At 64.1% G+C, this 22,126-nt stretch carries 25 protein-coding genes and 1 pseudogene; 9 read left to right on the top strand and 17 right to left on the bottom strand.

Annotated features, from left to right (window positions below; all coding sequences use genetic code 11):
- Positions 1–76: 76 nt before the first annotated feature.
- A complete protein-coding gene (locus IC50_RS38295; protein WP_162131512.1) occupies positions 77–1,060 on the bottom strand; it encodes an AraC family transcriptional regulator in 984 nt (327 codons plus the stop codon).
- 300 nt (positions 1,061–1,360) lie between these two features.
- Here IC50_RS38295 and IC50_RS02165 point away from each other — a divergent pair, with 300 nt between their 5' ends.
- Genes IC50_RS02165 through IC50_RS02160 form a run of 3 tightly spaced genes read left to right on the top strand, consistent with a single transcriptional unit; the run spans position 1,361 to position 3,203 of the window.
- On the top strand, positions 1,361–2,239 hold the full coding sequence (locus tag IC50_RS02165; protein ID WP_162131511.1) for an outer membrane protein: 879 nt from the start codon (positions 1,361–1,363) through the stop codon (positions 2,237–2,239).
- Positions 2,240–2,286: 47 nt separating this feature from the next.
- Complete coding sequence (locus tag IC50_RS42325) at positions 2,287–2,427, top strand: hypothetical protein (protein WP_157460793.1); 141 nt, start codon at positions 2,287–2,289, stop codon at positions 2,425–2,427.
- The gene (locus IC50_RS02160) at positions 2,424–3,203 is read left to right on the top strand and encodes a sulfite exporter TauE/SafE family protein (protein ID WP_035699901.1); all 780 of its coding nucleotides are present in this window, start codon (positions 2,424–2,426) and stop codon (positions 3,201–3,203) included. The genes IC50_RS42325 and IC50_RS02160 overlap by 4 nt, the downstream gene beginning before the upstream one ends.
- Before the next feature lie 84 nt (positions 3,204–3,287).
- Here the strand turns inward: IC50_RS02160 and IC50_RS02155 are convergent, their stop codons facing one another.
- From IC50_RS02155 to IC50_RS02140, 5 genes are all read right to left on the bottom strand, one after another.
- Positions 3,288–3,851, bottom strand: coding sequence for a hemerythrin domain-containing protein (locus IC50_RS02155; protein WP_035699898.1), 564 nt, complete (start codon positions 3,849–3,851; stop codon positions 3,288–3,290).
- A 189-nt stretch (positions 3,852–4,040) separates the two neighbouring features.
- Positions 4,041–4,370, bottom strand: a complete 330-nt coding sequence (locus IC50_RS02150; protein WP_035699897.1) for a GcrA family cell cycle regulator — start codon at positions 4,368–4,370, stop codon at positions 4,041–4,043.
- Positions 4,371–4,408: 38 nt separating this feature from the next.
- Positions 4,409–4,585: a hypothetical protein gene (locus IC50_RS42320; RefSeq protein ID WP_193374079.1), complete on the bottom strand. Its 177-nt coding sequence runs from the start codon at positions 4,583–4,585 to the stop codon at positions 4,409–4,411.
- A gap of 140 nt (positions 4,586–4,725) precedes the next feature.
- Complete coding sequence (locus IC50_RS02145; protein WP_035699895.1) at positions 4,726–5,037, bottom strand: hypothetical protein; 312 nt, start codon at positions 5,035–5,037, stop codon at positions 4,726–4,728.
- Between the two features lie 153 nt (positions 5,038–5,190).
- Positions 5,191–5,406: a dodecin family protein gene (locus IC50_RS02140; protein ID WP_035699963.1), complete on the bottom strand. Its 216-nt coding sequence runs from the start codon at positions 5,404–5,406 to the stop codon at positions 5,191–5,193.
- 315 nt (positions 5,407–5,721) lie between these two features.
- Between IC50_RS02140 and IC50_RS41005 the strand changes: the two genes are divergently transcribed.
- Entirely contained in the window at positions 5,722–5,976 is a 255-nt protein-coding gene (locus tag IC50_RS41005) for a hypothetical protein (RefSeq protein WP_157460791.1), read from the top strand.
- A gap of 137 nt (positions 5,977–6,113) precedes the next feature.
- Here IC50_RS41005 and IC50_RS02135 read toward each other — a convergent pair whose 3' ends face one another.
- From IC50_RS02135 to IC50_RS02115, 5 genes are all read right to left on the bottom strand, one after another.
- Entirely contained in the window at positions 6,114–6,338 is a 225-nt protein-coding gene (locus tag IC50_RS02135; protein WP_035699893.1) for a DUF2158 domain-containing protein, read from the bottom strand.
- A gap of 329 nt (positions 6,339–6,667) precedes the next feature.
- Positions 6,668–7,411 carry an HAD family hydrolase gene (locus IC50_RS02130; RefSeq protein ID WP_440588130.1) on the bottom strand — a complete coding sequence of 248 codons (744 nt, stop codon included), beginning with the start codon at positions 7,409–7,411 and terminating at the stop codon, positions 6,668–6,670.
- 2 nt (positions 7,412–7,413) lie between these two features.
- A complete protein-coding gene (hemF, locus tag IC50_RS02125; RefSeq protein ID WP_035699886.1) occupies positions 7,414–8,301 on the bottom strand; it encodes an oxygen-dependent coproporphyrinogen oxidase in 888 nt (295 codons plus the stop codon).
- A 19-nt stretch (positions 8,302–8,320) separates the two neighbouring features.
- Complete coding sequence (queE, locus tag IC50_RS02120) at positions 8,321–8,953, bottom strand: 7-carboxy-7-deazaguanine synthase (RefSeq protein ID WP_035699884.1); 633 nt, start codon at positions 8,951–8,953, stop codon at positions 8,321–8,323.
- A gap of 46 nt (positions 8,954–8,999) precedes the next feature.
- Complete coding sequence (locus IC50_RS02115) at positions 9,000–9,458, bottom strand: tRNA (cytidine(34)-2'-O)-methyltransferase (RefSeq protein ID WP_035699882.1); 459 nt, start codon at positions 9,456–9,458, stop codon at positions 9,000–9,002.
- 290 nt (positions 9,459–9,748) lie between these two features.
- On the opposite strand from IC50_RS02115, the gene petA reads away from it, so the two are divergent.
- From petA to IC50_RS02090, 5 genes are all read left to right on the top strand, one after another.
- Complete coding sequence (petA, locus tag IC50_RS02110) at positions 9,749–10,279, top strand: ubiquinol-cytochrome c reductase iron-sulfur subunit (RefSeq protein ID WP_035699881.1); 531 nt, start codon at positions 9,749–9,751, stop codon at positions 10,277–10,279.
- Positions 10,280–10,341: 62 nt separating this feature from the next.
- The gene (gene fbcH / locus IC50_RS02105; protein WP_035699880.1) at positions 10,342–12,414 is read left to right on the top strand and encodes a cytochrome b/c1; all 2,073 of its coding nucleotides are present in this window, start codon (positions 10,342–10,344) and stop codon (positions 12,412–12,414) included.
- A 227-nt stretch (positions 12,415–12,641) separates the two neighbouring features.
- On the top strand, positions 12,642–13,316 hold the full coding sequence (locus IC50_RS02100) for a dienelactone hydrolase family protein (protein WP_035699879.1): 675 nt from the start codon (positions 12,642–12,644) through the stop codon (positions 13,314–13,316).
- 386 nt (positions 13,317–13,702) lie between these two features.
- Positions 13,703–15,868 carry an anthranilate synthase component I gene (locus IC50_RS02095; RefSeq protein ID WP_035699878.1) on the top strand — a complete coding sequence of 722 codons (2,166 nt, stop codon included), beginning with the start codon at positions 13,703–13,705 and terminating at the stop codon, positions 15,866–15,868.
- A 139-nt stretch (positions 15,869–16,007) separates the two neighbouring features.
- Entirely contained in the window at positions 16,008–16,547 is a 540-nt protein-coding gene (locus IC50_RS02090) for an adenine phosphoribosyltransferase (RefSeq protein WP_018323310.1), read from the top strand.
- A gap of 40 nt (positions 16,548–16,587) precedes the next feature.
- Here the strand turns inward: IC50_RS02090 and IC50_RS02085 are convergent, their stop codons facing one another.
- From IC50_RS02085 to IC50_RS02060, 6 genes and pseudogenes are all read right to left on the bottom strand, one after another.
- On the bottom strand, positions 16,588–17,256 hold the full coding sequence (locus IC50_RS02085; RefSeq protein WP_035699876.1) for a hypothetical protein: 669 nt from the start codon (positions 17,254–17,256) through the stop codon (positions 16,588–16,590).
- A gap of 60 nt (positions 17,257–17,316) precedes the next feature.
- Complete coding sequence (locus IC50_RS02080; RefSeq protein WP_035699870.1) at positions 17,317–18,069, bottom strand: hypothetical protein; 753 nt, start codon at positions 18,067–18,069, stop codon at positions 17,317–17,319.
- 208 nt (positions 18,070–18,277) lie between these two features.
- Positions 18,278–19,501, bottom strand: coding sequence for a M48 family metallopeptidase (locus IC50_RS02075; RefSeq protein ID WP_035699868.1), 1,224 nt, complete (start codon positions 19,499–19,501; stop codon positions 18,278–18,280).
- A gap of 129 nt (positions 19,502–19,630) precedes the next feature.
- Positions 19,631–20,191 carry a LemA family protein gene (locus tag IC50_RS02070; protein ID WP_035699866.1) on the bottom strand — a complete coding sequence of 187 codons (561 nt, stop codon included), beginning with the start codon at positions 20,189–20,191 and terminating at the stop codon, positions 19,631–19,633.
- 138 nt (positions 20,192–20,329) lie between these two features.
- Entirely contained in the window at positions 20,330–21,307 is a 978-nt protein-coding gene (locus IC50_RS02065; RefSeq protein WP_035699865.1) for a small ribosomal subunit Rsm22 family protein, read from the bottom strand.
- A 112-nt stretch (positions 21,308–21,419) separates the two neighbouring features.
- Positions 21,420–22,126 (bottom strand): annotated as a pseudogene (locus IC50_RS02060) (AAA family ATPase); the annotation flags it as partial.

Raw genomic sequence — 22,126 nt, 5'->3', positions numbered from 1 at the left:
CAGCTGCTGGTCGCAATGATGGCGTTGCTTACCAACTTGGCGAAACCGGCGCGGTGGCGCCCGACTGCAAACCGAGTCATGTATCGCTGTGGTTCGTTCCCATGCGGTATTGCGTCGGTGAGCAGCCGAAGTGAGCGCGGAAGCGGCGATTGAAGTAAGTCACTTCATTGAAACCGCAGGCGAAGGCGATGTCACTCACCTTCGTGTCGTCGTAGCGAACGTCCGACAGCATCGCCCGTGCCTTCTGCAGGCGCAGTTCAAGTACGCGCTCCGAGAATGTCGCGCCGCTTTCGAGCAGCAAATCGCTGACATAGCGACGCGACAGATCAAGAGCATCCGCGATGGTCGTGACCGACAGAGACGGCTCGGCGAAGCGCTTTTCGATGATCGCGATCAGCTCGCGCTGCCGCGCGGCGCGCAAGCCGCGTTCCGCCGCAACCTCCGCGACCTCACCGCGCGCGCCGAGCGCCAGCACGATCAAATCCCCGAGCATGGCCTGCGCGTGACGTGTCAACTCCTGGTCTTCGCAGACCTCGTCGGCATCAAGGAGAAAATCGATGGTGCGATCGAGATGTCGTACCGCGGGGTTGGTCGGGTCGAGCAGCATTGCCGAGCGGTTGTCGGCATGCGGAACGAGCTTCAGAATTTGCGCACGAGGTATGGACGTCAGATTCCAGGCCGTGAGGCCGTTCGTAAAGCTCGAGACCGGTTGGGCGATGTTGAAGGCGACCACACTTCCCTGTTTCAGCTCAACCCCCTGGTTTCCCACCGTCCATAATTGCGGCTGAGGGCTGCGATAAAAGCCGACAAGAATATCGTCGCGATCATTGGTCACGTGCTTGCGCGTGCGCACGTAGTGCCCCGTCGTCGTGGCAAACCGGCTGACGCTCAGCTCGCCGAGCAGAACATTCTTCGACGCAGTGTAGAATGGCTTATCCTCGGCGTGCTTCATGTCCGCGTTGCCGAGCTGATCCATCCAAATGTCGTGCCACAGGCGGAATCGGGCCCTGTCATTCAGGTGGGAAGGAAGCTGGTCCGATGAAAACTCAATCTTCGGCATATCCGTCCAATATCCTCGCGCGCCGGTTCTATTCGTAACATGGTCGCCGCGCGAAATGCACTCACCCACCTTTCCACCGAAGTGATGCAAGAGCGGACAGCCGTGCATCTCAGGTCAAGTTCAGCGCCGGACAGGTCAAGTCTGCGGCTGCCGACCGTTGCGCCCAAACCACATTCGCCAGCGATCCCGTTGCCGCACCGTTTCGATCAACCCCAGCACCTTCGCGGACAAGACGACCTGAGCGCGACTCGGTAGTCATTCCGAACGACGGACTTATTGGGTGCATTGAACATGAGAAGATTGATCGCTGCTGGCGTTGTCGTTTCAAGCATGATGCTGTCGCCGCCAGCATTGGCTGACGACCTGCCGGGGAGGGTGACCGCCGTCTATGGCTGGACCGGATGGTACGGTGGCGTGAATGCCGGCTACGGTTGGCAGGACGAGAGCGCCGCTTTCACCGGCGATCACCTTGCCGATCCGGTGACGGGTGTCGGCCGTGGTGCGGGCACTGTGTTCACCGATAATCTGGCGATAGGTTCGCTGCAAGCGGACCCAGAGGCGACCAATCCGACCTACCGGCAATCTCCTCGCGCATCCGGCTTCACCGGTGGCGGACAGATTGGCTACAATTGGCAGATCGAGCGCAAATGGATCGCGGGTTTCGAAGCCGACCTGCAATACGCCAACATCAAGGGCGATACGTTGTTTAAGGCGCCCGATGAGGGCGGCGTCACCCTCTCGGCCGCCTCTTCCCATCAACTCGACTGGTACGGCACCCTGCGGGGCCGGATCGGCTACTTGTTGAGCGATCGCCTCCTCGCTTTCGGCACAGGCGGCCTCGCCTATGGTGGAACGAAGTCACAGGCTGCCATCTCGATCATTGGTCCGCTGGGCTGGAGCGTCGACGGCGGATTCGTCACAAGGATCATCTGTCCTGGCTTCACGACCTGCCTCGCGGGCTCCTCGTCACAGGTCTCAGTCGGCTGGACAGCCGGTGGCGGTCTTGAATATGCAGTGCTGCCGAACGTCACTATCAGGTCCGAATACCTGCACATCGACCTCGGCGACCAGAACGTGAAGCTGACGGTGCAGAGCCCGGCGACCGGCAATGGCTTCGTCAACGTCAAGTTCAGCAACTCTTACGACATCGTTCGCATGGGGATGAACTTCCGGTTTTGACCCGCTCGGAGCGACCGATAGCTGTGCTCCGTCCGGCGGCCGCCTGCTTGAAAAAAATTGAAGCCGGACATACGTTGACGCTCGCCGAGGACGCTTGGCTCGCGGCGGATTTTCCCCTAGAGGAAGCCGCGCTCGCTGCCATCGCCGATCAAGCTGCGGCGCGCATCAGCCGCGATCAGAAAAATTGACCATCGTTTCAGGCTTCGCCGACATCTCGCTTCTGCAGCTGCTGCTGGTAGCAACGATGGCGTTGTTTGCTTCGATCATCGGTGGCCTCGCCGGCTACGGCACCGGCGCCCTGATGCCGCTGGTGCTGGTGCCGCTGGTCGGCGCCGAGCCCGTGGTGCCGATCATCGCGATCTCCGCGATGCTGACCAATGCGAGCCGCGCTCTTGCCTATGTCCGCCATGCCGACCGCCGCCGCGCGCTGATCGTGCTCGCCTGCGCCGCGCTGACCACGGCGCTCGGAGCCTATGGCTACACGCGCCTCACCAATGCCGGCGCCGCGCTCGTGATCGGCACCATGCTGATCCTGAGCGTGCCGCTCCGCCGCGTGCTCCGCCGCGTGCTCCGCCGCCGCAAGGTCAGGATCGGCGAGACCGGCCTTGCCGCCGGCTCGGTGGGTTACGGCGTGCTGGTCGGCGGCACGTCGGGGTCCGGCGTGATCCTGCTCTCGCTCTTGATGGCCGCAGGGCTCGAAGGCGCTGCCGTGATCGCGACCGATGCGATGATCTCGCTCGGCACCGGCCTCATCAAGATCTCGGTGTTTGGGCTGGCCGGCGCCGTCACCGCGCAGGTGCTTGCCTTCGCGCTGCTGATCGGCGGCATGGCGGTGCCCGGCGCGTTCCTCGCAAAAGCGTTCGTCGAGCGGATGCCGGTGCACATCCATGCGGCGATCCTGGACGTCGCGGTGATCACTGGCGGGCTGGTGATGATCTCGGCGGCGGCGAGGCAGCTGATCTGATACACGGTCGAGGCATTGACGGCGCGGATCCCCAGCCGACGGCGCTGCGGTCTCCATCTTCTATCGTGCACCAATGGAGCGCTTCTAGCGTCGTCCGACTTCAGATTCGTGCTCCATCTGCAGGATGCGCTCTCGTAGCGCGCCGAAGGTCTCTTCCGCAGCCTCGCTGAACAGCGGATCCTCATGATTGGTCGAGGTCGAAGCGATCTCGCTCCAATCTGCAGGCTTTAGAGCCTTGAGAGCGGCAGGGAAGAAATCGCGGTCTTCCATCATGATGTGACGCCGCTCGCTCTCTATGAAGTCGCGAACGATATCGTCCACGTCTTGCCGAAGGAGTTCCCGATCCGAAAGAACACTCTCGATCGCCTGCGCAACGCGGTGCAGACGCTCAGCTCCCTTTTTGTGCTCAAGTCTCAGGTCGCCGACGCTTGCCGCCGCAGCCGGATCCCGAAGCTCCAGTTTGGCAAAGACCAACTCCTCCAGGGGATGATGGTAGATCTCGGGATAGAGTTCGAAATAGCTGATGATTGCGCGAATGACTTCATAGTCGGGGTGGTCCCCGCGATCGAAAATATCGAGCTCGTGCTCGAGCACGGCAAGCAGCGTCTCGATATTGCGGTGTTCCCGGGATAGACGCTCAATGATCATTGCAACCTCCAATGAACCATTGAATGATCGAAAAATATCCTGAAGGCGAATTGGAATCTTGCGCTGGATCAAACTCTGGGATCGGGTCAGCCGGGCTGAGCAGACGAAGCCTCGGGAATCATACGACGGCCGCCTCCGTCGAACCGGGCCGGGCAAGGACGGGAGCGCAGCGACATTCGTGGCGAACTCTCAGCCGGTGTTTCTGACCGCCTCAGCCAGAATGGCATAGAGCTGCTGCTTGCTGAATTCCTTGGGCTGCTGCCTCTCCGCAGTGTTCCGCGACACCTTCCGTGCGACCGGACGGGCACAGGCTGCCGACGACGTCGGCCTCGGCTTTGGGGGCGGTCTTATCTTGGGCCTTGCTGTGGGCGGCTTGCGGCCGCGCTTCAGGCCCAGACGGGTCAGCATGCCGCAGACCGCGTTACGACTGCACCCGAGACGGCGCGCGATCTGCGCTGCGCTCTGTCCCGCGGCCCAGAGCCGATTGAGGAGCGCTATGTCCTTCGCATCCCAGCCCATGAGACATATTATAGCGCCGACTGCCAACACGCACCAGTCTAGTCTTCGTCCGGCTCGCGCACGACCGGCGGTTCGTCAGCGTCCTCTTCCTCTTCGTCGTCTTCGTCCTCGTCGTCTTCATCGGGATCTCTTGGCGGCATCGCGGTGCCCACGAGCACGAGCGGCGTCCAGCCGATCGCTGCGATGAAAAATGTTTCGGATGTGTGTTGCTTCATGTTGTTGCCACTCCTCGAAAAGAATGCGCAGTCGCGTATTCCTTGCTTACGACATCTGATGCCCAGGGCGCGCCATTGCCGCAAACGCGACCGGGATAGGTTGACTGCATGGCAGCGGGCGCCAGCCGCTGAGTTTGCGGCTACCTTGTGCCCGAGGACCGATCAGGCTCTATGTTGACCAAAACCTCGCCGGTGGTGATTTCGGGAACTCCAAGATCGAGGTCATGCAGACTCGCCTGAACGAACGCCAGTATCTTGGCGTTGGCTGCATTGGCGCTTTCGCGGTCGTTGAATATCATCACGGCGATACCAACGCCATCGCCCGCATCCAGCACATAGTAAGATCTGAATCCCGGCGACTGCCTTAGGATCTCACCGACGCCGCTCTTGGCGCGGCGTGCGGCGTCCGCTACCGAACGAAGCTTGATGTATTTGCGAATGACCATGTACATGAGGCCACCACACGCCACGCCCCCTCACGGATCAGGATATTCGGTCCGAGTCGAAGTCGGGGCCTGCTTCCGAGCTGGATCACGCCGCCCGGCTGCGAGGACCGCGCAACGCGTCATTCTCCAATGGACCATCCTCGCCCCGCAAAGGGAGACTCAGGAGCCCTCGAACTTGAAGGATACATTGAGTTTGGCGCGGTAGGCCTCGACTTTTCCCTTGTCGTCCAGTTGCATATCGAGCTTGACGACCTCTGCAATGCGAAGATCCCGGAGAGATTTTGCAGCTTGCTCGACTGCGTTGGCGGCCGCCTTTTCCCATGAGTCGCTGCTGGTACCGACCAATTCTATGACCTTGTAGACGCTATCAGGCATGTCGTCCTCCTGTCCGGCGTGATCCGGGAAATCTAGCATCAGGATCTCGACGCCGATACCGTTTCGGGGACGCCTCGGAGCCGGGAAGGGCAAACTGCACTTGCCGGAGCGTGGCTCCTGGCTCCGAACCGGGCCAGCGCCTTCATGCCCGTCATGGCGGGTAGACGGAAAAGGGTCTGTGCGGCTGTCACTTTCCCGTTTGACTCTCACCGACTTCATGCGGTTCGCCGGCGAGGCTGGTTGGGCCTGTCGGTGATAGTCAGAGCACGGACTGTCTTGAGCGCTGCACGACCCCGATTGCTGCGTCGATCAGAGATGCAGCAACGTCTTTGCCCTCCGGGCCCGAAGCCAACCCCCCATCACACCACGCCAGAGCAAGCGGGCGACGTATTTGCTCGAACGAAGCCCAGGCTGGCGGTGTATTCGCACATCGTGTTGCCGAATGCGACCGAGCAGGATCTGATTCCGCCAACGCGGAAGACTTATTCCGGTCCGGTGGAGCTCGGTGAAGATCTGATGGTCATCGAAGTCGGCGAGAAGGTCGAGGTCCGAAGACCCGCCAAATCTTGATCCCGCTGTGAACTCCAGCGACGACATGATCGAGTAAGATCGATGTCCGCCATTGCGCCGTTATCGGCAGAGAAGCGGACATCGGTCGGGCCGGAGCGGAACGCTCCGACCTGACCAGGATTCGGCCTTAGGCGTGCCTACTCCTCGTCCTCATCCTCATCCTCGTCCTCATCCTCGTCTTCATCGTCCTCTTCCTCTTCTTCTTCCACCTGCACGAGCACGGCGAGCGGCAGCGTCTCGCGGAATAGGTCGCCTTCCATGCCCATCCACAGGCAGAGCACCTCGTTCTCCTTCACCTCCGCGACGGTCAGCGGCTGACCGCCGGATTTCAGCATCACGACATCGCCGGCTTTCAGATCCATGGATTGTCCTTTCGGGTTGATCGACTCGGCCGTGAAGCTAACAGGCCGTCATGACATGCCGATCACGCCCGCTGCCGTGCCGGGAGATTCCGCCGGCACGTTGCGATACGGTCTTGGCTGCGCTCGCTCGCGATCGGCTGGTTCGGCCGCACTGGTTGCGCATGCGGCTCACGCAGAAGCTTGTCCCTCGCAAGCCCCGCGACGATGACATCATGCCCCTGTTTTGCCCGACGAGTCAAAGCCGTTTCGCATAATCCGTAAGCCCTTGATTTTGCAGCTGCGCCCTACTGTGCATGGGGTTGTTTTCGCAGTTTTTGCTTTGTGCCTGGTTACGCCTGGTCCGGCAGCAGCTCGCCGAGCGAGCGGATGATGCGGTCGGGCCTGACCGTCGAGCCTTCGGGCAGGCCGTCGCCATGCACGTCCATCCAGATCGAGTAGATGCCGAGACGCTGCGGCGTCACGACTTCCCATTCGAGGTTGTCGCCGATCATCCAGGTGTCCTCGGCGGTGACGCCGAGCGCCTCCATCGCATGCAGATAGGCGCGCTCTTCGGGCTTGCCGAAGCCGTGCTCGCCCTCGATCTGGATGTGGTGGAAGCGGTGCGCCAGCTCGAAGCGCTCGACCTTGGCGCGCTGCATGTCCGCTGCGCCGTTGGTGACCAGCGCGAGCTTGATGCCGAGCGCCTTGAACCGGTCGATCGCCTCATGCGCGCCGGGAAACACGAACATCTCCTCCTCGCGATAGGCGGTGAAGCGGTCGGCGAGGCGAATGGCGAGGTCGTCGGGCAGGGCACGATGGCCGGCCGCCGCGAGCGCCGCAAAGCCGCCCTTGACCGTGAGGTGCCGCGCCTCGGCGAGCTTCATTCGCCATGCGGCTTCCGCGTTCGCCCAGAAGTTTCGCGCGAAAGCCAGCACCGCGGCGGCGACCTGCGGCGGCGGCAGCGGCGCCAGCTCCTCGGCAAACTCGTTTGCGATGGTGTTCCAGGCGATCTCGGGCCGGCCATAGGCCGACAGGATGGTGTCGTCCATGTCGATCAGCATGGCGCGCGGCAGCGGCCTCACAGCGGGCTTCATTGTCATGGCCACTTCACCTCCGGCGGCAGCGACGACAGGATCGAGTCCACATTGCCGCCGGTCTTGAGGCCGAAGATGGTGCCACGGTCGTAAAGCAGGTTGAATTCGACGTAGCGGCCGCGCCGGATCAGCTGCTCCTCGCGATCCTCCGCGGTCCAGCTTGTCGCGAAGTTGCGCCGCACGATCTCGGGATAGATCCTCAGGAAAGCGCGGCCGACGTCCTGGGTGAAGGCGAGGTCGGCGTCCCAGTCGCCGCTGTCGTGCCAGTCGTAGAAGATGCCGCCGATGCCGCGCGCCTCTCTCCGGTGCGGCAGGTAGAAATACTCGTCGCACCATTTCTTGTACTTGTCGTAATCGGCAACGCCGCTCGGCTGCGCGCAGGCCTGTTTCATCGCCGCGTGGAAGGCGATCGTGTCGGGGTCCTCCTGCGTCCGCCTGTGGTCGAGCACCGGCGTGAGGTCGGCGCCGCCACCGAACCAGGCCTTGGTGGTGACGACGAAGCGGGTGTTCATGTGCACGGCGGGCACGTTCGGATTGCGCATATGCGCGATCAGCGAGATGCCGGAGGCCCAGAAATTCGGGTCTTCCGCGGCGCCCGGGATCTGCGCGCGAAACTCGGGCGCGAACTCGCCGTGAACGGTCGAGCAGTGCACGCCGACCTTCTCGAACAGACGGCCATGCATCATCGACATCATCCCGCCACCGCCGGCCGCGCCGGTATGATCGGTGCGCTGCCAGGGCGTGCGCTTGAAGCGACCGGCCTCGCCGGGATGGAGCGCTTGCGGCGCCTCATCCTCGAGCCGCTCGAAGCTTGCGCAGATGTCGTCGCGCAAGGTTTCGAACCAGGCGCGGGCGCGGGTCTTGCGGTCTTCGATTTTCGTAACGTCCATCTGCATTCCCGGTCGCGTCCTATCTGATGCCGAGCGATTTGTGCGTCTGCACGCTGAGCCGCCATTGCGGATGGCGCAGGCAGTAGTCGATCGCCCGTGCAGTGTTCTGGGCGACCTCCGGCCCGTCCATCGGCTGCAGCGAGAAGCGCTCGAAGGCGAGGCCTTCGAAGGCTTCGGGCTCGGCCAGCGCCTGGGGATAGACCAGCTTCAACTCGTGGCCCTGGCGGAGGACCAGTTCGCTGCCGCCCTTGGGGCTGACGCAGATCCAGTCGAGACCCTCCGGCGCGGCGATCGTGCCGTTAGTCTCGACGCCGATCTCGAAGCCGCGGGCGTGCAGCGCTTCGATCAGTTCGGCGTCGACCTGGAGCAGCGGCTCGCCGCCGGTCAGCACCACGTAGCGGTTGCCGGTTGAGGCGGTCCATTGCGCGGCAATGGTGTCCGCGAGTTCCGCGGCCGAGGCGTAGCGGCCGCCGAGCGTGCCGTCGGTGCCGACGAAATCCGTATCGCAGAACCTGCAGGTCGCGTGCTGACGGTCGGCCTCGCGCCCGCTCCAGAGGTTGCAGCCGGCAAAACGGCAGAACACGGACGCGCGCCCGGCATGTGCGCCTTCGCCTTGCAGGGTCAGGAAGATTTCCTTGACCGCGTAACTCAATCGTCTCTCCTCAACCTGTCAGACTTCACCCGTCAGACTTCACCTGTCAGGCCTGCGGGTTCCGGATCTGCCGCAGCGCCTCGCCTGCGGCCATGGCCGCGCTCATCGCCACGTTGAGTGACCGCAGCCCCGTCTTGATCGGGATCACCAGATGCGCATCTGCGGCCTGGACCACCGCGTCGGTGACGCCGGCGCTCTCGCGCCCGAATAGCAGGATGTCCGACCTCTGGTAACGAAAATCGCGGTAGTCGGTCGCAGCCTTGGTGGTGAACAGCAACAGCCGGCAGCCCTGTGCCGCGCGCCAGTCCTCGAATCTCGCCCAGGAGTCATGGCGGGTGAGCCTGACATGGTCGAGGTAATCCATTCCCGCCCGGCGGAACAAGCGGTCCGAGACGGGGAAGCCCGCAGGTTCGATGATATGGGCGGCCATGTCCAGACAGGCGCAAAGCCTGAGAATCGTGCCGGTGTTCTGAGCGATGTCAGGCTGGAAAAGCGCTATCTGCATGGGCGGTGCAAGGGCTGTATCGGGGGGCAGGGCGGGCCGGAAATGTCTCAATAAAACATCGCCCGCCCGGGAATTCGTGCATGGCACGCTCCCACGCCGTTAGCGGGCTTGCGCTCGCCCGGCAAGGGTGCCAATAGAACGATTCTGGACTGCTGTTTCACCCGTTTAGAGGTGAACAAGCCAAGTTCTGCCGCCGCGGGGGGCCGCGGGCGCCGGCAGCCTTTCCGGGGACCTCTTGGGCGCCCCTCGGAGCGGTTCCACCGGTAGCACAAGAAGAAAGGGTTGGAATCGTGACGACAGCGTCTTCGGCGGACCATCCGACACGCCGTGATTTCTTATTCGTTGCAACGGGGGCAGCTGCAGCAGTAGGGGGCGCGGCTGCGCTCTGGCCCTTCATCTCCCAGATGAATCCTGATGCCTCGACCATCGCCGCCGGTGCGCCGATCGAGGTCGATCTCAGCCCGATCGCAGAGGGCCAGGACATCAAGGTGTTCTGGCGCGGCAAGCCGATCTACATCAGCCACCGCACCAAGAAGCAGATCGACGAGGCGCGCGCCGTCAACGTGGCGAGCCTGCCCGATCCGCAGACCGACGAAGCCCGCGTCAAATCCGGCCACGAGCAGTGGCTCGTCGTGATCGGCATCTGCACCCATCTCGGCTGCATCCCGATCGCCCATGAAGGCAATTACGACGGGTTCTTCTGCCCCTGCCATGGTTCGCAGTACGATTCGTCCGGCCGCATCCGCCAGGGGCCCGCGCCCTTGAACCTGCCGGTTCCGCCGTACCAGTTCGTTTCCGACACCAAAATCCAGATCGGCTGAGCCTCGGACTTTCGTCCGAAGCTTCGCGCCGTCTCGTCGTACTATTTCCTCAGGATCGCATCATGAGCGGACCATCCGACTACCAGCCGAGCAACCCGGCCCTGCAATGGATCGAGCGGCGTCTGCCGATCTTTGGTCTCATGCACTCCTCCTTCGTCGCCTATCCCACTCCGCGCAACCTGAACTATTGGTGGACCTTCGGCGCCATCCTCTCCTTCATGCTGGGGATGCAGATCCTGACCGGCGTGATCCTGGCGATGCACTACACGCCGAATGCCGATCTCGCCTTCAAGTCGGTCGAGCTGATCGTCCGCGACGTGAACTACGGCTGGCTGCTGCGCAACATGCATGCGGTTGGCGCCTCGATGTTCTTCGTCGCGGTCTATGTCCATATGTTCCGCGGCCTCTACTACGGGTCGTACAAGGAGCCGCGCGAGGTGCTGTGGATCCTCGGCGTCATCATCTACCTCCTGATGATGGCGACCGGTTTCATGGGCTACGTGCTGCCGTGGGGCCAGATGAGCTTCTGGGGTGCTACCGTCATCACCAACCTGTTCTCCGCCGTTCCCTATGTTGGCGAGAGCATCGTGACGCTGCTGTGGGGCGGCTATTCGGTCGGCAACCCCACGCTGAACCGCTTCTTCTCGCTGCATTATCTGTTGCCCTTCGTGATCGCGGGCGTCGTCGTGCTGCACGTCTGGGCGCTGCACGTCGCGGGTCAGAACAATCCTGACGGCGTCGAGCCGAAGACGGAAAAGGACACGGTGCCGTTCACGCCGCATGCCACCATCAAGGACATGTTCGGCGTCACCTGCTTCATGCTGCTGTACGCCTGGTTCATCTTCTACATGCCGAACTATCTCGGCGACGCCGACAACTACATTCCGGCGAACCCGGGCGTGACGCCGCCGCACATCGTGCCGGAATGGTATTACCTGCCGTTCTACGCGATCCTGCGCTCGATTCCGAACAAGCTGGCGGGCGTCATCGCGATGTTCGGAGCGATCATCATCCTGTGCTTCCTGCCCTGGCTCGACAGTGCCAGGACCAGGTCGTCGAAGTACCGTCCGCTCGCCAAGCAGTTCTTCTGGATCTTCGTCGTGGTCTGCATCCTGCTCGGCTATCTCGGCGCGCAGCCGCCGGAGGGCATCTACGTCGTTGCCGGCCGGGTCCTGACGGTCTGCTACTTCGCCTACTTCCTGATCGTGCTGCCGTTGCTCGCGCGTATCGAGAAGCCGCGGCCAGTCCCGAACTCGATTTCGGATGCGGTCCTGGCCAAGACCGGCAGCAGGTCGACACCGATGGTCTCGACCGCGATCGTGCTGGCGCTCGCCGGTTCGCTGTTCGTGGGCTCGATCGACAGCGCGAAAGCGTCTGAAGGCAGCGATACGCCTCCGGGCAACAAATGGTCGTTCTCGGGCCCTTTCGGTAAGTACGACCGTGGCGCGCTGCAGCGCGGGTTGAAGGTCTACAAGGAGGTCTGCGCGAGCTGCCACGGCCTGTCCTACATCGCCTTCCGCAACCTCGCGGAAGCCGGCGGCCCCGGCTATTCGGTGGCGCAGGCGGCGGCGTTCGCCTCCGACTACAAGATCAAGGACGGTCCGAACGATGCGGGCGACATGTTCGAGCGTCCGGGCCGGCCGGCGGATTATTTCCCCTCGCCATTCCCGAACGAACAGGCCGCGCGTGCCGCGAACGGCGGCGCGGCGCCGCCCGACCTGTCGCTGATCACCAAGGCGCGCTCCTACAAGCGCGGCTTCCCCTGGTTCATCTTCGACTTCTTTACCCAGTACCAGGAGCAGGGTCCGGACTACGTGGCGGCCGTGCTGCAGGGGTTCGAGGACAAGGTGCCGGAGGGCGTCACAATCCCGGAGGGCTCCTACTACAACAGGTACTTCCCGGGCCACGCCATCAAGATGCCGAAGCCGTTGAGCGACGGCCAGGTGACCTATGACGACGGCTCGCCGACCACGGTCGCGCAGTACGCCAAGGACGTCACCACGTTCCTGATGTGGACCGCCGAGCCACACATGGAAGCGCGCAAGAGCCTCGGCTTCCAGGTCTTCGTGTTCCTGATCATCTTCGCGGGCCTGATGTACTTCACCAAGAAGAAGGTCTGGGCCGACTCGCACTGAGCGGCGCGCGCCGAGACGAGAAATGAAAGAGCCCCCGCGAGGGGGCTTTTTTGTCGGGCCTAACTCTCCGTCATTCCGGGGCGATGCGTCAGCATCGAACCCTGAATCTCGAGATTCCGGGTTCGCACTTCGTGCGCCCCGGAATGACGAGAGTGTGGATTGCGTCATCCCCTGCCACCCGCCAAAATACCGCCAATCGCTCCCTCAGAAACTCATCGGAGGACACCATGGGAACCGCCATCACCTTCAAGCGCCCGGACGGCAAGGACGCCTCGGGCTATCTCGCCAACGCCGCGCGCGGCAACGCGCCGGGCGTGGTCGTGATCCAGGAATGGTGGGGCTTGTCGGACCAGATCAAGGGCCTGTGCGACCGCTTTGCGCTGGCCGGCTTCGACGCGCTGGCGCCCGATCTCTACAAGGGCAAGGTGGTGCCCTATCACGACACGGAGAGCGCCAACAAGGAGATGAACTCGCTCGACTTCATGGACGCCACCACGCAGACCGTGCGCGGCGCCGCGCAATATCTGTCGCGCAACGGCGCCAAGGTCGGGCTGACGGGCTTCTGCCTCGGCGGCGCAGTGACCATCATCGGTGCGACCAAGATCCCGGAGCTTGCGGCCGGCGTCGTGTTCTACGGCATCCCGCCGGAGCAGGCCGCCAAGCCCGCCGACGTCAGGATCCCGCTCCAGGCCCATTTCGCCAACAAGGACGATTGGTGCACGCCGGAGCTGGTCAACGGCTTCGAGAAGGCCATGAAGGCCGCCGGCAAGTCGCTGGAGCTGTTCCGCTATGACGCCGAGCACGCCTTCGTCAACGAGCAGCGCCAGGCCGTGCACGATCGCGAAGCCGCCGAGCTCGCCTGGGGCCGGGCGACGGAGTTTTTCCGGAAGCATCTGGGGTAGGGGCGTGCCCGACCGATCCGAGAACAAAGGCGTCGGGAGCGCGAGGTGTCTTCGCGATCCCGGAGGAGCACAGGGCGGCCGTTCGCGAGGGTCTCGATCAAGCTGAGCGCGGCGAGTTTGCCAGCGATGCCGAGATGGTGGCACTTCTGGAAGAAGTGTGGCCTCTGACCCGCAGCCCGGCCGCCCTTGACGCCGCCCCCGGGCCATGGTGAGTATCGCCCCATGAGCACCGCCCTCCGCCCAGCCCGTCTTTGGTGGCGCGCCTCCTGAAGAGGTGGCCGGTGCGATTTCTTTTCCCAAAATCGTCTGAGGTCGCCAACGCAGTGCGGCGGCCCGATCGTTTGTCCTGTGTGGCGTTCCCTCGGCAAGTTTCGTAAGAGGACGACATGAACAGGACAGTCTTTGCTCTCCCGGCCAGAAGCGACTACGCGACCCGTGCGGGCCTTGCGATCACGCGCGTGGCGGAGCAGTTTACCGGTGGCGCGAGCCGGCTCGACGACCTGATCAATCTGCTCGACCGCCGCCGGGGCGTAGTGCTGTCCTCGGGCACGACGGTGCCGGGCCGCTACGAGAGTTTCGATCTCGGCTTCTCCGACCCGCCGCTCAAGCTCGAGACCACGGGCGTCGATTTCAAGCTCGAAGCGCTCAACGCGCGAGGAGAGGTGCTGATCGCCTTCCTCGGCGACGTCCTGCGCGAGCCCTGCGTCGTGATCTCCGAGAAGACGGCGACGCGCCTTGCCGGCCACATCGTCCGTGGCGATGCGCCGGTCGAGGAGGATCAGCGCACGCGGCGCGCCAGCGTGATGTCGCTGGTGCGCGACATCATCGCCGCTTTCTCCGCCAATGACGACGGGCTGCTCGGCCTGTTCGGCGCCTTCGCCTACGACCTCGTGTTCCAGATCGAGGACCTCGTGCAGAAGCGCCCGCGCGAGGCCGACCAGCGCGATATCGTGTTGTACGTGCCGGATCGCCTGCTGGCCTATGACCGTGCCACCGGCCGCGGCGTCGTGCTTGCCTACGACTTCGCCTGGAAGGGCAAATCCACCGAGGGCCTGCCGCGCGAGACCGCCGACAGCCCGTATATGAAGACACCGCGCCAGGGCTTTGCCGATCACGCGCCTGGCGAATATCAAGCGACTGTCGAGACTGCGCGCGCCGCCTTTGCGCGGGGCGATCTGTTCGAAGCCGTGCCGGGCCAGCTGTTTGCCGAGCCCTGTGACCGCTCGCCTGCGGAGGTCTTCCAGCGGCTCTGCGTCATCAATCCTTCGCCCTACGGCGCGCTGATGAATCTCGGCGAGGGCGAATTCCTCGTCTCCGCTTCGCCGGAAATGTTCGTGCGCTCGGACGGCCGCCGGGTCGAGACCTGCCCGATCTCGGGCACGATCGCGCGCGGCACCGATGCGATCGGCGATGCCGAGCAGATCCGCCAGCTCCTGAACTCGGAGAAGGACGAGTTCGAGCTGAACATGTGCACCGACGTCGATCGCAATGACAAGGCGCGCGTCTGCGTCCCCGGCACGATCAAGGTGCTGGCGCGGCGGCAGATCGAGACCTATTCAAAGCTTTTCCATACGGTCGATCACGTCGAGGGCGTGCTGCGGCCTGGCTTCGACGCCCTCGACGCCTTCCTGACCCATGCCTGGGCGGTGACCGTCACAGGCGCGCCCAAGCTCTGGGCGATGCAGTTCGTCGAGGATCACGAGCGCTCGCCGCGCCGCTGGTATGCCGGCGCGATCGGCGCGGTCAATTTCGACGGCAGCATCAACACCGGCCTCACCATCCGCACCATCCGCATGAAGGATGGCCTCGCCGAGGTCCGCGTCGGCGCCACCTGCCTGTTCGATTCCGATCCCGCCGCGGAAGACCGTGAGTGCCAGGTCAAGGCCGCAGCCCTGTTCCAGGCGCTGCGCGGCGATCCGCCGAAGCCACTGTCGACTTTCGCGCCCGACGCGACTGGTTCAGGCAAGCAGGTGCTGCTGATCGACCATGACGACAGCTTCGTGCACATGCTCGCCGATTATTTCCGCCAGGTCGGCGCCAGCGTCACCGTGGTCCGCTATGTGCATGCGCTCGACATGCTCAAGCAGAAGAGGTGGGATTTGCTGGTGCTGTCGCCCGGCCCCGGGCGTCCCGAGGATTTCGGGATCAAGAAGACGATCGATGCGGCGCTCGAGAAGAAGCTGCCGGTGTTCGGCGTCTGCCTCGGCGTGCAGGCGATCGGCGAATATTTTGGCGGCGAGCTCGGCCAGCTCACCCATCCCGCCCACGGAAGGCCCTCGCGGGTGCAGGTGCGCGGCGGGCGCTTGATGCGCAATCTGCCGAACGAGATCGTCATCGGCCGCTATCACTCGCTGTTCGTCGAGCGCGACAGCATGCCGGAGGTGCTGAGCGTCACCGCCAGCACCGAGGACGGCGTCGCCATGGCGCTGGAGCACAAGACCCTGCCGGTCGCCGGCGTGCAATTCCACCCGGAATCGCTGATGTCGCTCGGTAATGAGGTGGGCTTGCGTATTGTCGAGAATGCGTTCCGGCTGGATGCGGGGACGAATTGAGTGCAGGATATTTCACCTCGTCATTCCGGGATGGTGAGCAAGCACCAGACCGGAATCTCGAGATTCTCGGGTGCGCCATTGCGCACCGGAGTTCGATGCTGACGCATCGCCCCGGAATGACAACTGAGATGAGAAACGAATGACCTTCGACCACGACATCAAGGCGAGCGTCCGCACCATCCCCGACTATCCCAAGCCGGGCATCATGTTCCGCGACATCACCACCCTGCTCGCAGACGCGCGCGCGTTCCGCCGCGCGGTGGACGAGCTCGTGAACCCCTGGGCCGGCAACAAGATCGACAAGGTTGCCGGCATGGAGGCGCGCGGCTTCATCATCGGCGGCGCTGTGGCGCACCAGCTCTCGGCCGGCTTCGTGCCGATCCGGAAGAAGGGCAAGTTGCCGCACACCACCGTGCGCATCGCCTATTCGCTGGAATATGGCATCGACGAGATGGAGATGCATGTCGACGCGATCCAGCCCGGCGAGCGCGTGATCCTGGTCGATGATCTCATCGCCACCGGCGGCACCGCGGAAGGCGCTGTGAAGCTGCTGCGCCAGATCGGCGCCAACGTCGTCGCCGCCTGCTTCATCATCGACCTGCCCGAGCTCGGCGGCGCCGCCAAGCTGCGCGCCATGGACGTGCCGGTGCGCACGCTGATGACGTTCGAGGGGCACTGAGCGGCAACGGGCGTGGCGCTCGGCCCGAACCTCATCCACCTCAAGACCGTTGCAGGATCAGGCTGAGCTCGAGTTCCCGGAAGGCGATATAGTTCCGCCGGGTCCACTGGTGCAGCTCGGTCGAGGAGTCCTTTTCCTGGCGCAGATAACCGGTGAAGGAGAAGCTCAGCCGGTCGATATAGGTCTTGAGGAAACCGGGCAGCGCGGGCAAGCGGAACAGCCGGCCGCTGGCCATGGCGGGCGGCAGCTCGCCGCGCACGACATATTCGTTGTCCACCGTGATCAGGTTCATCCGCGGGATCTGCCCCCGCAGCATCTCATGTGCGCGGGCCGAGACGCGGTCGGTGTCGGCGACGAACAGGATCTGCGGTGCGACGTGCCGGCGCGCCGCTTCCTTCAATAGGCCGATCTCGTCGGTCATCTTGAAGAACTCGTCGAAGGCGTGGAAGCCGAGGTCGATCACCTTGGCGAGGCCATCGTCGACGATGACGCGGTCCATCAGCTGCATCTTGCCGTAGGTGTCGATCACGTCCGCGGTTTCCGTGATCTTCGGCAGATAGTCGAGCAGCGACGGCTCCTTCAGGTTGACGTCGAAGGCTGCGACGTTGCCGTTCTTGAGCAGCAGGAATTCGCTGAGCAGCCGCGCCAGCAGGGTCTTGCCGACCTGCGGGCGGGGCGAGCAGATGATGTAGACGGGCGTTGCGGGCATCGACAGCTATATCAGGCCAAGTCAGCGCCCAATCCAGCCGTATCAGCCCGGGCTTCGCAACTATTTTTCGCTGTTGCGGGTCACCGGTTTCGAGCCGACGATGTCGGTGAGGCGGATGCGGTCGAACTCGCTCCAGACGTTCGCCAGCCAGTGCCGGACATAGCCGCGCAGCACGAAGGAATAGTTCGCGGCTTCGTCGTTGATGCCCTTGTTGGCGACGAATTTCAGGAACGGGACGGAGGACACCTCGACCTGCTCATATGCCATTTCGTTGAGCTTGGGGATGGTCAGCTCGGTCGCGTCCTTGATGCGGTGGAAGTAGGAATTGTAGGTCGCCTGGTCCCACTGGAAGAACTGGGTGTCGTTGATGAAGTTCTTCACCAGGAAATATTTCGCGCCGCTCATGAAGCCCGCGGTCTCGGCGATCTCCTCCAGCGAGGCGATCGAGGGGCCGAGGATATGGAACACCGCAAAGGTGATCTGGCCGGCCTTGGCGGCGTCGAGGAAACCGATGTCGCGCAGCGAGGCGAGGGCCGGCGAGAGCAGGCCGGCGCGGACGTCGATCACGGTCACCGACGGGCTGACGGCGTTGAGCGTGTCGAAGATCTTCATCTGGTCCGCCGTCGTCGTCATGTCGACGATCTCGGTGATGTCGGGGTGGAAGCGCTTCAGGGTTCCGCGCGGGGATTCCGTGTCGAACGCGCGCGTCGGCACGTTGTTGGCCGAGAAATAATCGAGCAAGGTCCGCGATACCGTGGTCTTGCCGACCCCGCCCTTGTCCGCCCCCACCACAACCACTGCCGGCTTTGCCATTGCTGTCCCCTAACGCGCGCCCCCGATCGCGAGGTCGCAATCGGCCGGGCCCCAAATCGATGTCCCAAAGATGGTCCCAAGTCTGCTGTTGGGCGCGAACATGGCAGAAACAAGGGAGAATTCAATTCCGCGGGCCCCAGTTGGGGCAATTCCCGAGGTTTTTCCTGATCGCTGGGAAACCCGCCGCGAGGAGCGGTAAATCACGCGCTCAATGGCGGCCCCAGGGTCCCATCGCATTGCCCGCCGGGGCTCCTGAGGGGCCTGGGGTCGGCACGGGCGGCGGTCCAGCCGGGTTGCCCGCGTCGTTCCACGGCCCATGCGGCAGCGGCGGCTGCGCATCCTGCGGGTTGGCCTGTGCCTCGGGTTGTTCCGTCTCGGGCCGATCCGTCTCTCCAACGGCGTCTGGCAGCCGACCGGGGTCGTGGCCGCCGGCGAACTTGACCAGCGCGTCGACCCGGGCCTGCACCGAGGGATGGGTTGCGAACAAATCGGCAAAGCCCTCGCGCGGATTGTCGACGCAGAGCTCCATCACCGCCGAGGTCGCGCCCGGCAGCTCGCCGCGGCCCTCGATCTTGCGCAACGCCGAGATCATGGCGTCGGGGTCTTTCGTCAGCTCGACGGAGCCGGCGTCGGCGAGAAATTCGCGCGACCGCGACAAAGCGAGCTTGACCACCTGGGACAGCAGCCAGGCCACCACGATCAGCACGATCGCGATGATGATCACGATCACTGCGCCGCCGCCGGAGTTCTTGCTGTCGCTCGATGACGAGGACGACCGGGACGAGGAGGGGCCCGAGGACCACGAGCCGCCGGAGCCGGAGCTCCAGTTGAAGTTCGTGAACAGGCGGAAGAACAATTCGCCGAAGAAGCCGACCACGCCGGCGATGATGACGGCGACGACCATGAGCTGCACGTCGCCGTTCTTGATGTGGGTCAGCTCGTGGCCCAGCACCGCCTCGATCTCCTTGTCGTTCAGCGCGGCGAGGAGACCGGTGGTGACTGTGATGGAATATTGCCGCGGATTGAGCCCGGTCGCGAACGCGTTCAGCGCCGGGCTCTCCATGATCTTCAGCTTCGGCATGGTGATGCCGCGCGAGATGCAGAGGTTTTCCAGCAGATTGTAGAGCCGCGGCTCCTCCTGCCGGGTCACGTCGTGGCCGCCGGTCACGGCATCGATCATCGACTGGTGGAAGAAATAGGCGATCACGATCCAGAGGGCCGCCGCGATTGTCGCAAACGGCGCGGCCTTGAGCAGGTCGGCGAAGGCGCGGCTCAGATAGAAGGCGACCGTGCCATTGCCGTCGATGACGACCTCGGCGACCAGCGCGCCGGCATAGACCAGCACGTAGACCAACATGAAAAGGCCGGCGAGCAGCAGCATCGAACGAAACTTGTTCGAGGCGATGTGCGTGTAGAGACCATACGCGGCCATGACGCGTCTTCGTCAAAGTCCGTCGTTCCGGAGCACGCCGAAGGCGTGAACCCGGAACCTCGAGATTCCGGTTTCGTCGCTTTGCGACGCCCCGGAATGACGGAAAAAAACAATGGGCATGTCAAGCAATCAGAACTTCACCTGCGGCGCCGCCTCGACCTCGGTACGGCTGGCGCCGAGATCGAAGAAGTCCTTCCTGGTGAAGCCGAACATGCCGGCGAACAGGGCGGCGGGCATCTGCTGGATGCCGGTGTTGTATTCCTGGACCGCGTTGTTGAAGAAACGGCGGCTCGCCGCGATCTTGTTCTCGAGGTCGGAGAGCTCGGATGCGAGCTGCTGGAAATTGGCGTTGGCCTTGAGATCCGGATAGGCCTCCGACAACGCGATCAGCCGGCCGAGCGCGCCGGACAACTGGTTCTCGGCCGCGGACACCTGCGCCGGTCCCTGTGCCGACATCGCCGAATTGCGTGCCTTGATGACGTCGTCGAGCGTGCCGCGCTCATGCGAAGCATAGCCCTTCACGGTCTCGACCAGGTTCGGGACCAGATCGTGGCGCTGCTTGAGCTGCACGTCGATATCGGCAAAGGCCTGGCCGACGCGCTGGCTCAGCGCCACAAGGCGGTTGTAGGCGCTGAAGGCGAACAGCACGAGGACGACGATGACGCCGAGAACGATCCAGCCGGTCGACATGGAGGACTCCTGAAGAGGGAAGAAGGCGGGCGCTAGGGTAGACCAAATTGGCGCGAAGCGAGAGCCCGGCGCAGAGGGGAGGTAGGACTTGGTCAAATGGGAAGCTGCCCGAGTTCAAGGCAAAAGCGGGTGACGAGGTTAACTTTCGGCAATGACGGCGTCGCCCCAGCGCCAACGCCGCGCGCTTGCATAGGCGGCCTTGTCGCGTCGCGGGATCTTCGTCAGCGCGACACCTTCCTCGGTGCAGAGCTTTGCCGTGATCTCGGCCTTGCCGATATCGGGCGGCGCCAGCACGCGCGCCGCGCGCGTGGCAGGCGGGGTACGGGTCAGGGCGACGTAGATGAAGCGCTCGTCCTCGAATGGTACCTCGGCGCCCTTGATCTGGCGGTGCGCCTGCGAGCGCGGCAGGCGCTGGCTGAAATGGCACCAGTCGGGCGCGACGAGCGGGCAGGGCTTCTCATGCGGGCAGGGCGCGGCGACGTAGGCGCCGGCCGCGATCAGCTGCTGGCGCAGTGCGATGATGCGGGCGTAGCCGGCGGGCGTGCCGGGCTCGATCACGACCAGCGCGTGGCGGGCCTTCGCCCACATGGCATCTATGAGCTTGCGCTGATCGGCCTCGCTGAGCTCGCCGATGACGTAGCTCGCAACGACGAGATCGGCCTGTGACACCTCGGCGAGATTTCCGCCGGCATCCCCCGGCAGATAGCGGCACTCCGCGAGGCGCGAGCTGCCGCGTGCCAGATCGAGCGCGAGCCGGCTCAGGGTGGCGTTGGCGTCGAGCAGGGTAAAGTCCTGCAGCGACGGAAACGCCTCCGCGGCGGCCCAGCTCGCGGTCCCCGGACCGGCGCCGACGTCGAGCAGCGTCTCCGGGGCGAGGCTTGGTGCGATCTCGGTGAGTGCGTTCAGGCTCGCGGCCACGGCCGCGTAGGTCGCCGGCATGCGCGCAAGTGCGTAGGCGAGGGCATCAGCTTCGGACTTGATCGTGCCGGAGCCGCCGCCGGCGCGATAGGTGGTCGAGATCTTCTCGGAGCGCTGTGCCGCGTCGGTACGCGAGAAGCCCTGGAGCTTGCCGTCGAGGACGGCTTTCAGTTCGGCCGGGAGGGTGGGTGAGATCATGTTGGCCCACCGTCATGCCGGGGCGCGACGAAGTCGCGAACCCGGGAGTTCGAGATTGCAGCGCGAGATTCCGGGTTCTCGCTGCGCGAGCCCCGGAATGACGCCGGAGATATCACGCCACGTTCTGGTCGAGGATCTCCACCGCCTCTTGCAGGCTGACCGACACCAGCTGCGAGACGCCGCGCTCGGCCATGGTGACGCCGAACAGGCGGTTCATCCGCGCCATCGTGATCGGGTTGTGGGTGATGATAATGAAGCGCGTGTCGGTCGAGCCGGTCATCTCGTGCAGCAGGTTGCAGTACCGTTCGACGTTGTGGTCGTCGAGCGGCGCGTCGACTTCGTCCAGCACGCAGATCGGCGAGGGGTTGGTGAGGAACACCGCGAAGATCAGCGCCATCGCGGTCAGCGCCTGCTCGCCGCCCGAGAGCAACGACAGCGTCTGCGGCTTCTTGCCCGGCGGCTTGGCGATGATTTCGAGACCGGCTTCCAGCGGGTCGTCGCTCTCGATCAGGTGCAGCGCGGCCTCGCCGCCGCCGAACAGCTCGACGAACAGGCGCTTGAAGTGGTTGTTGACGACCTCGAACGAGGTCAGCAGCCGTTCGCGCGCCTCCTTGTTGAGGCTCTGGATGCCCTGGCGGAGCCGCTTGATGGCTTCGACCAGGTCGTCGCGCTCGGTGACGAGGCCGGTGTGCTGGGTCTCGACCTCGCGCAGCTCTTCCTCGGCGCGCAGGTTCACCGCGCCGAGGCGCTCGCGGTCGCGGCGCATCTTTTCGAGGTCTTCCTCGATGTCGTGCAGCGGCGGCAGCTCGGCGCCGGGCT

The organism is Bradyrhizobium genomosp. I (2014) (assembly GCF_000261685.1).
Taxonomy (GTDB): Bacteria; Pseudomonadota; Alphaproteobacteria; order Rhizobiales; family Xanthobacteraceae; genus Bradyrhizobium.
The sequence above is the reverse complement of the archived record's forward strand: the minus strand, read 5'-3'. Positions and strand labels throughout refer to the sequence as shown.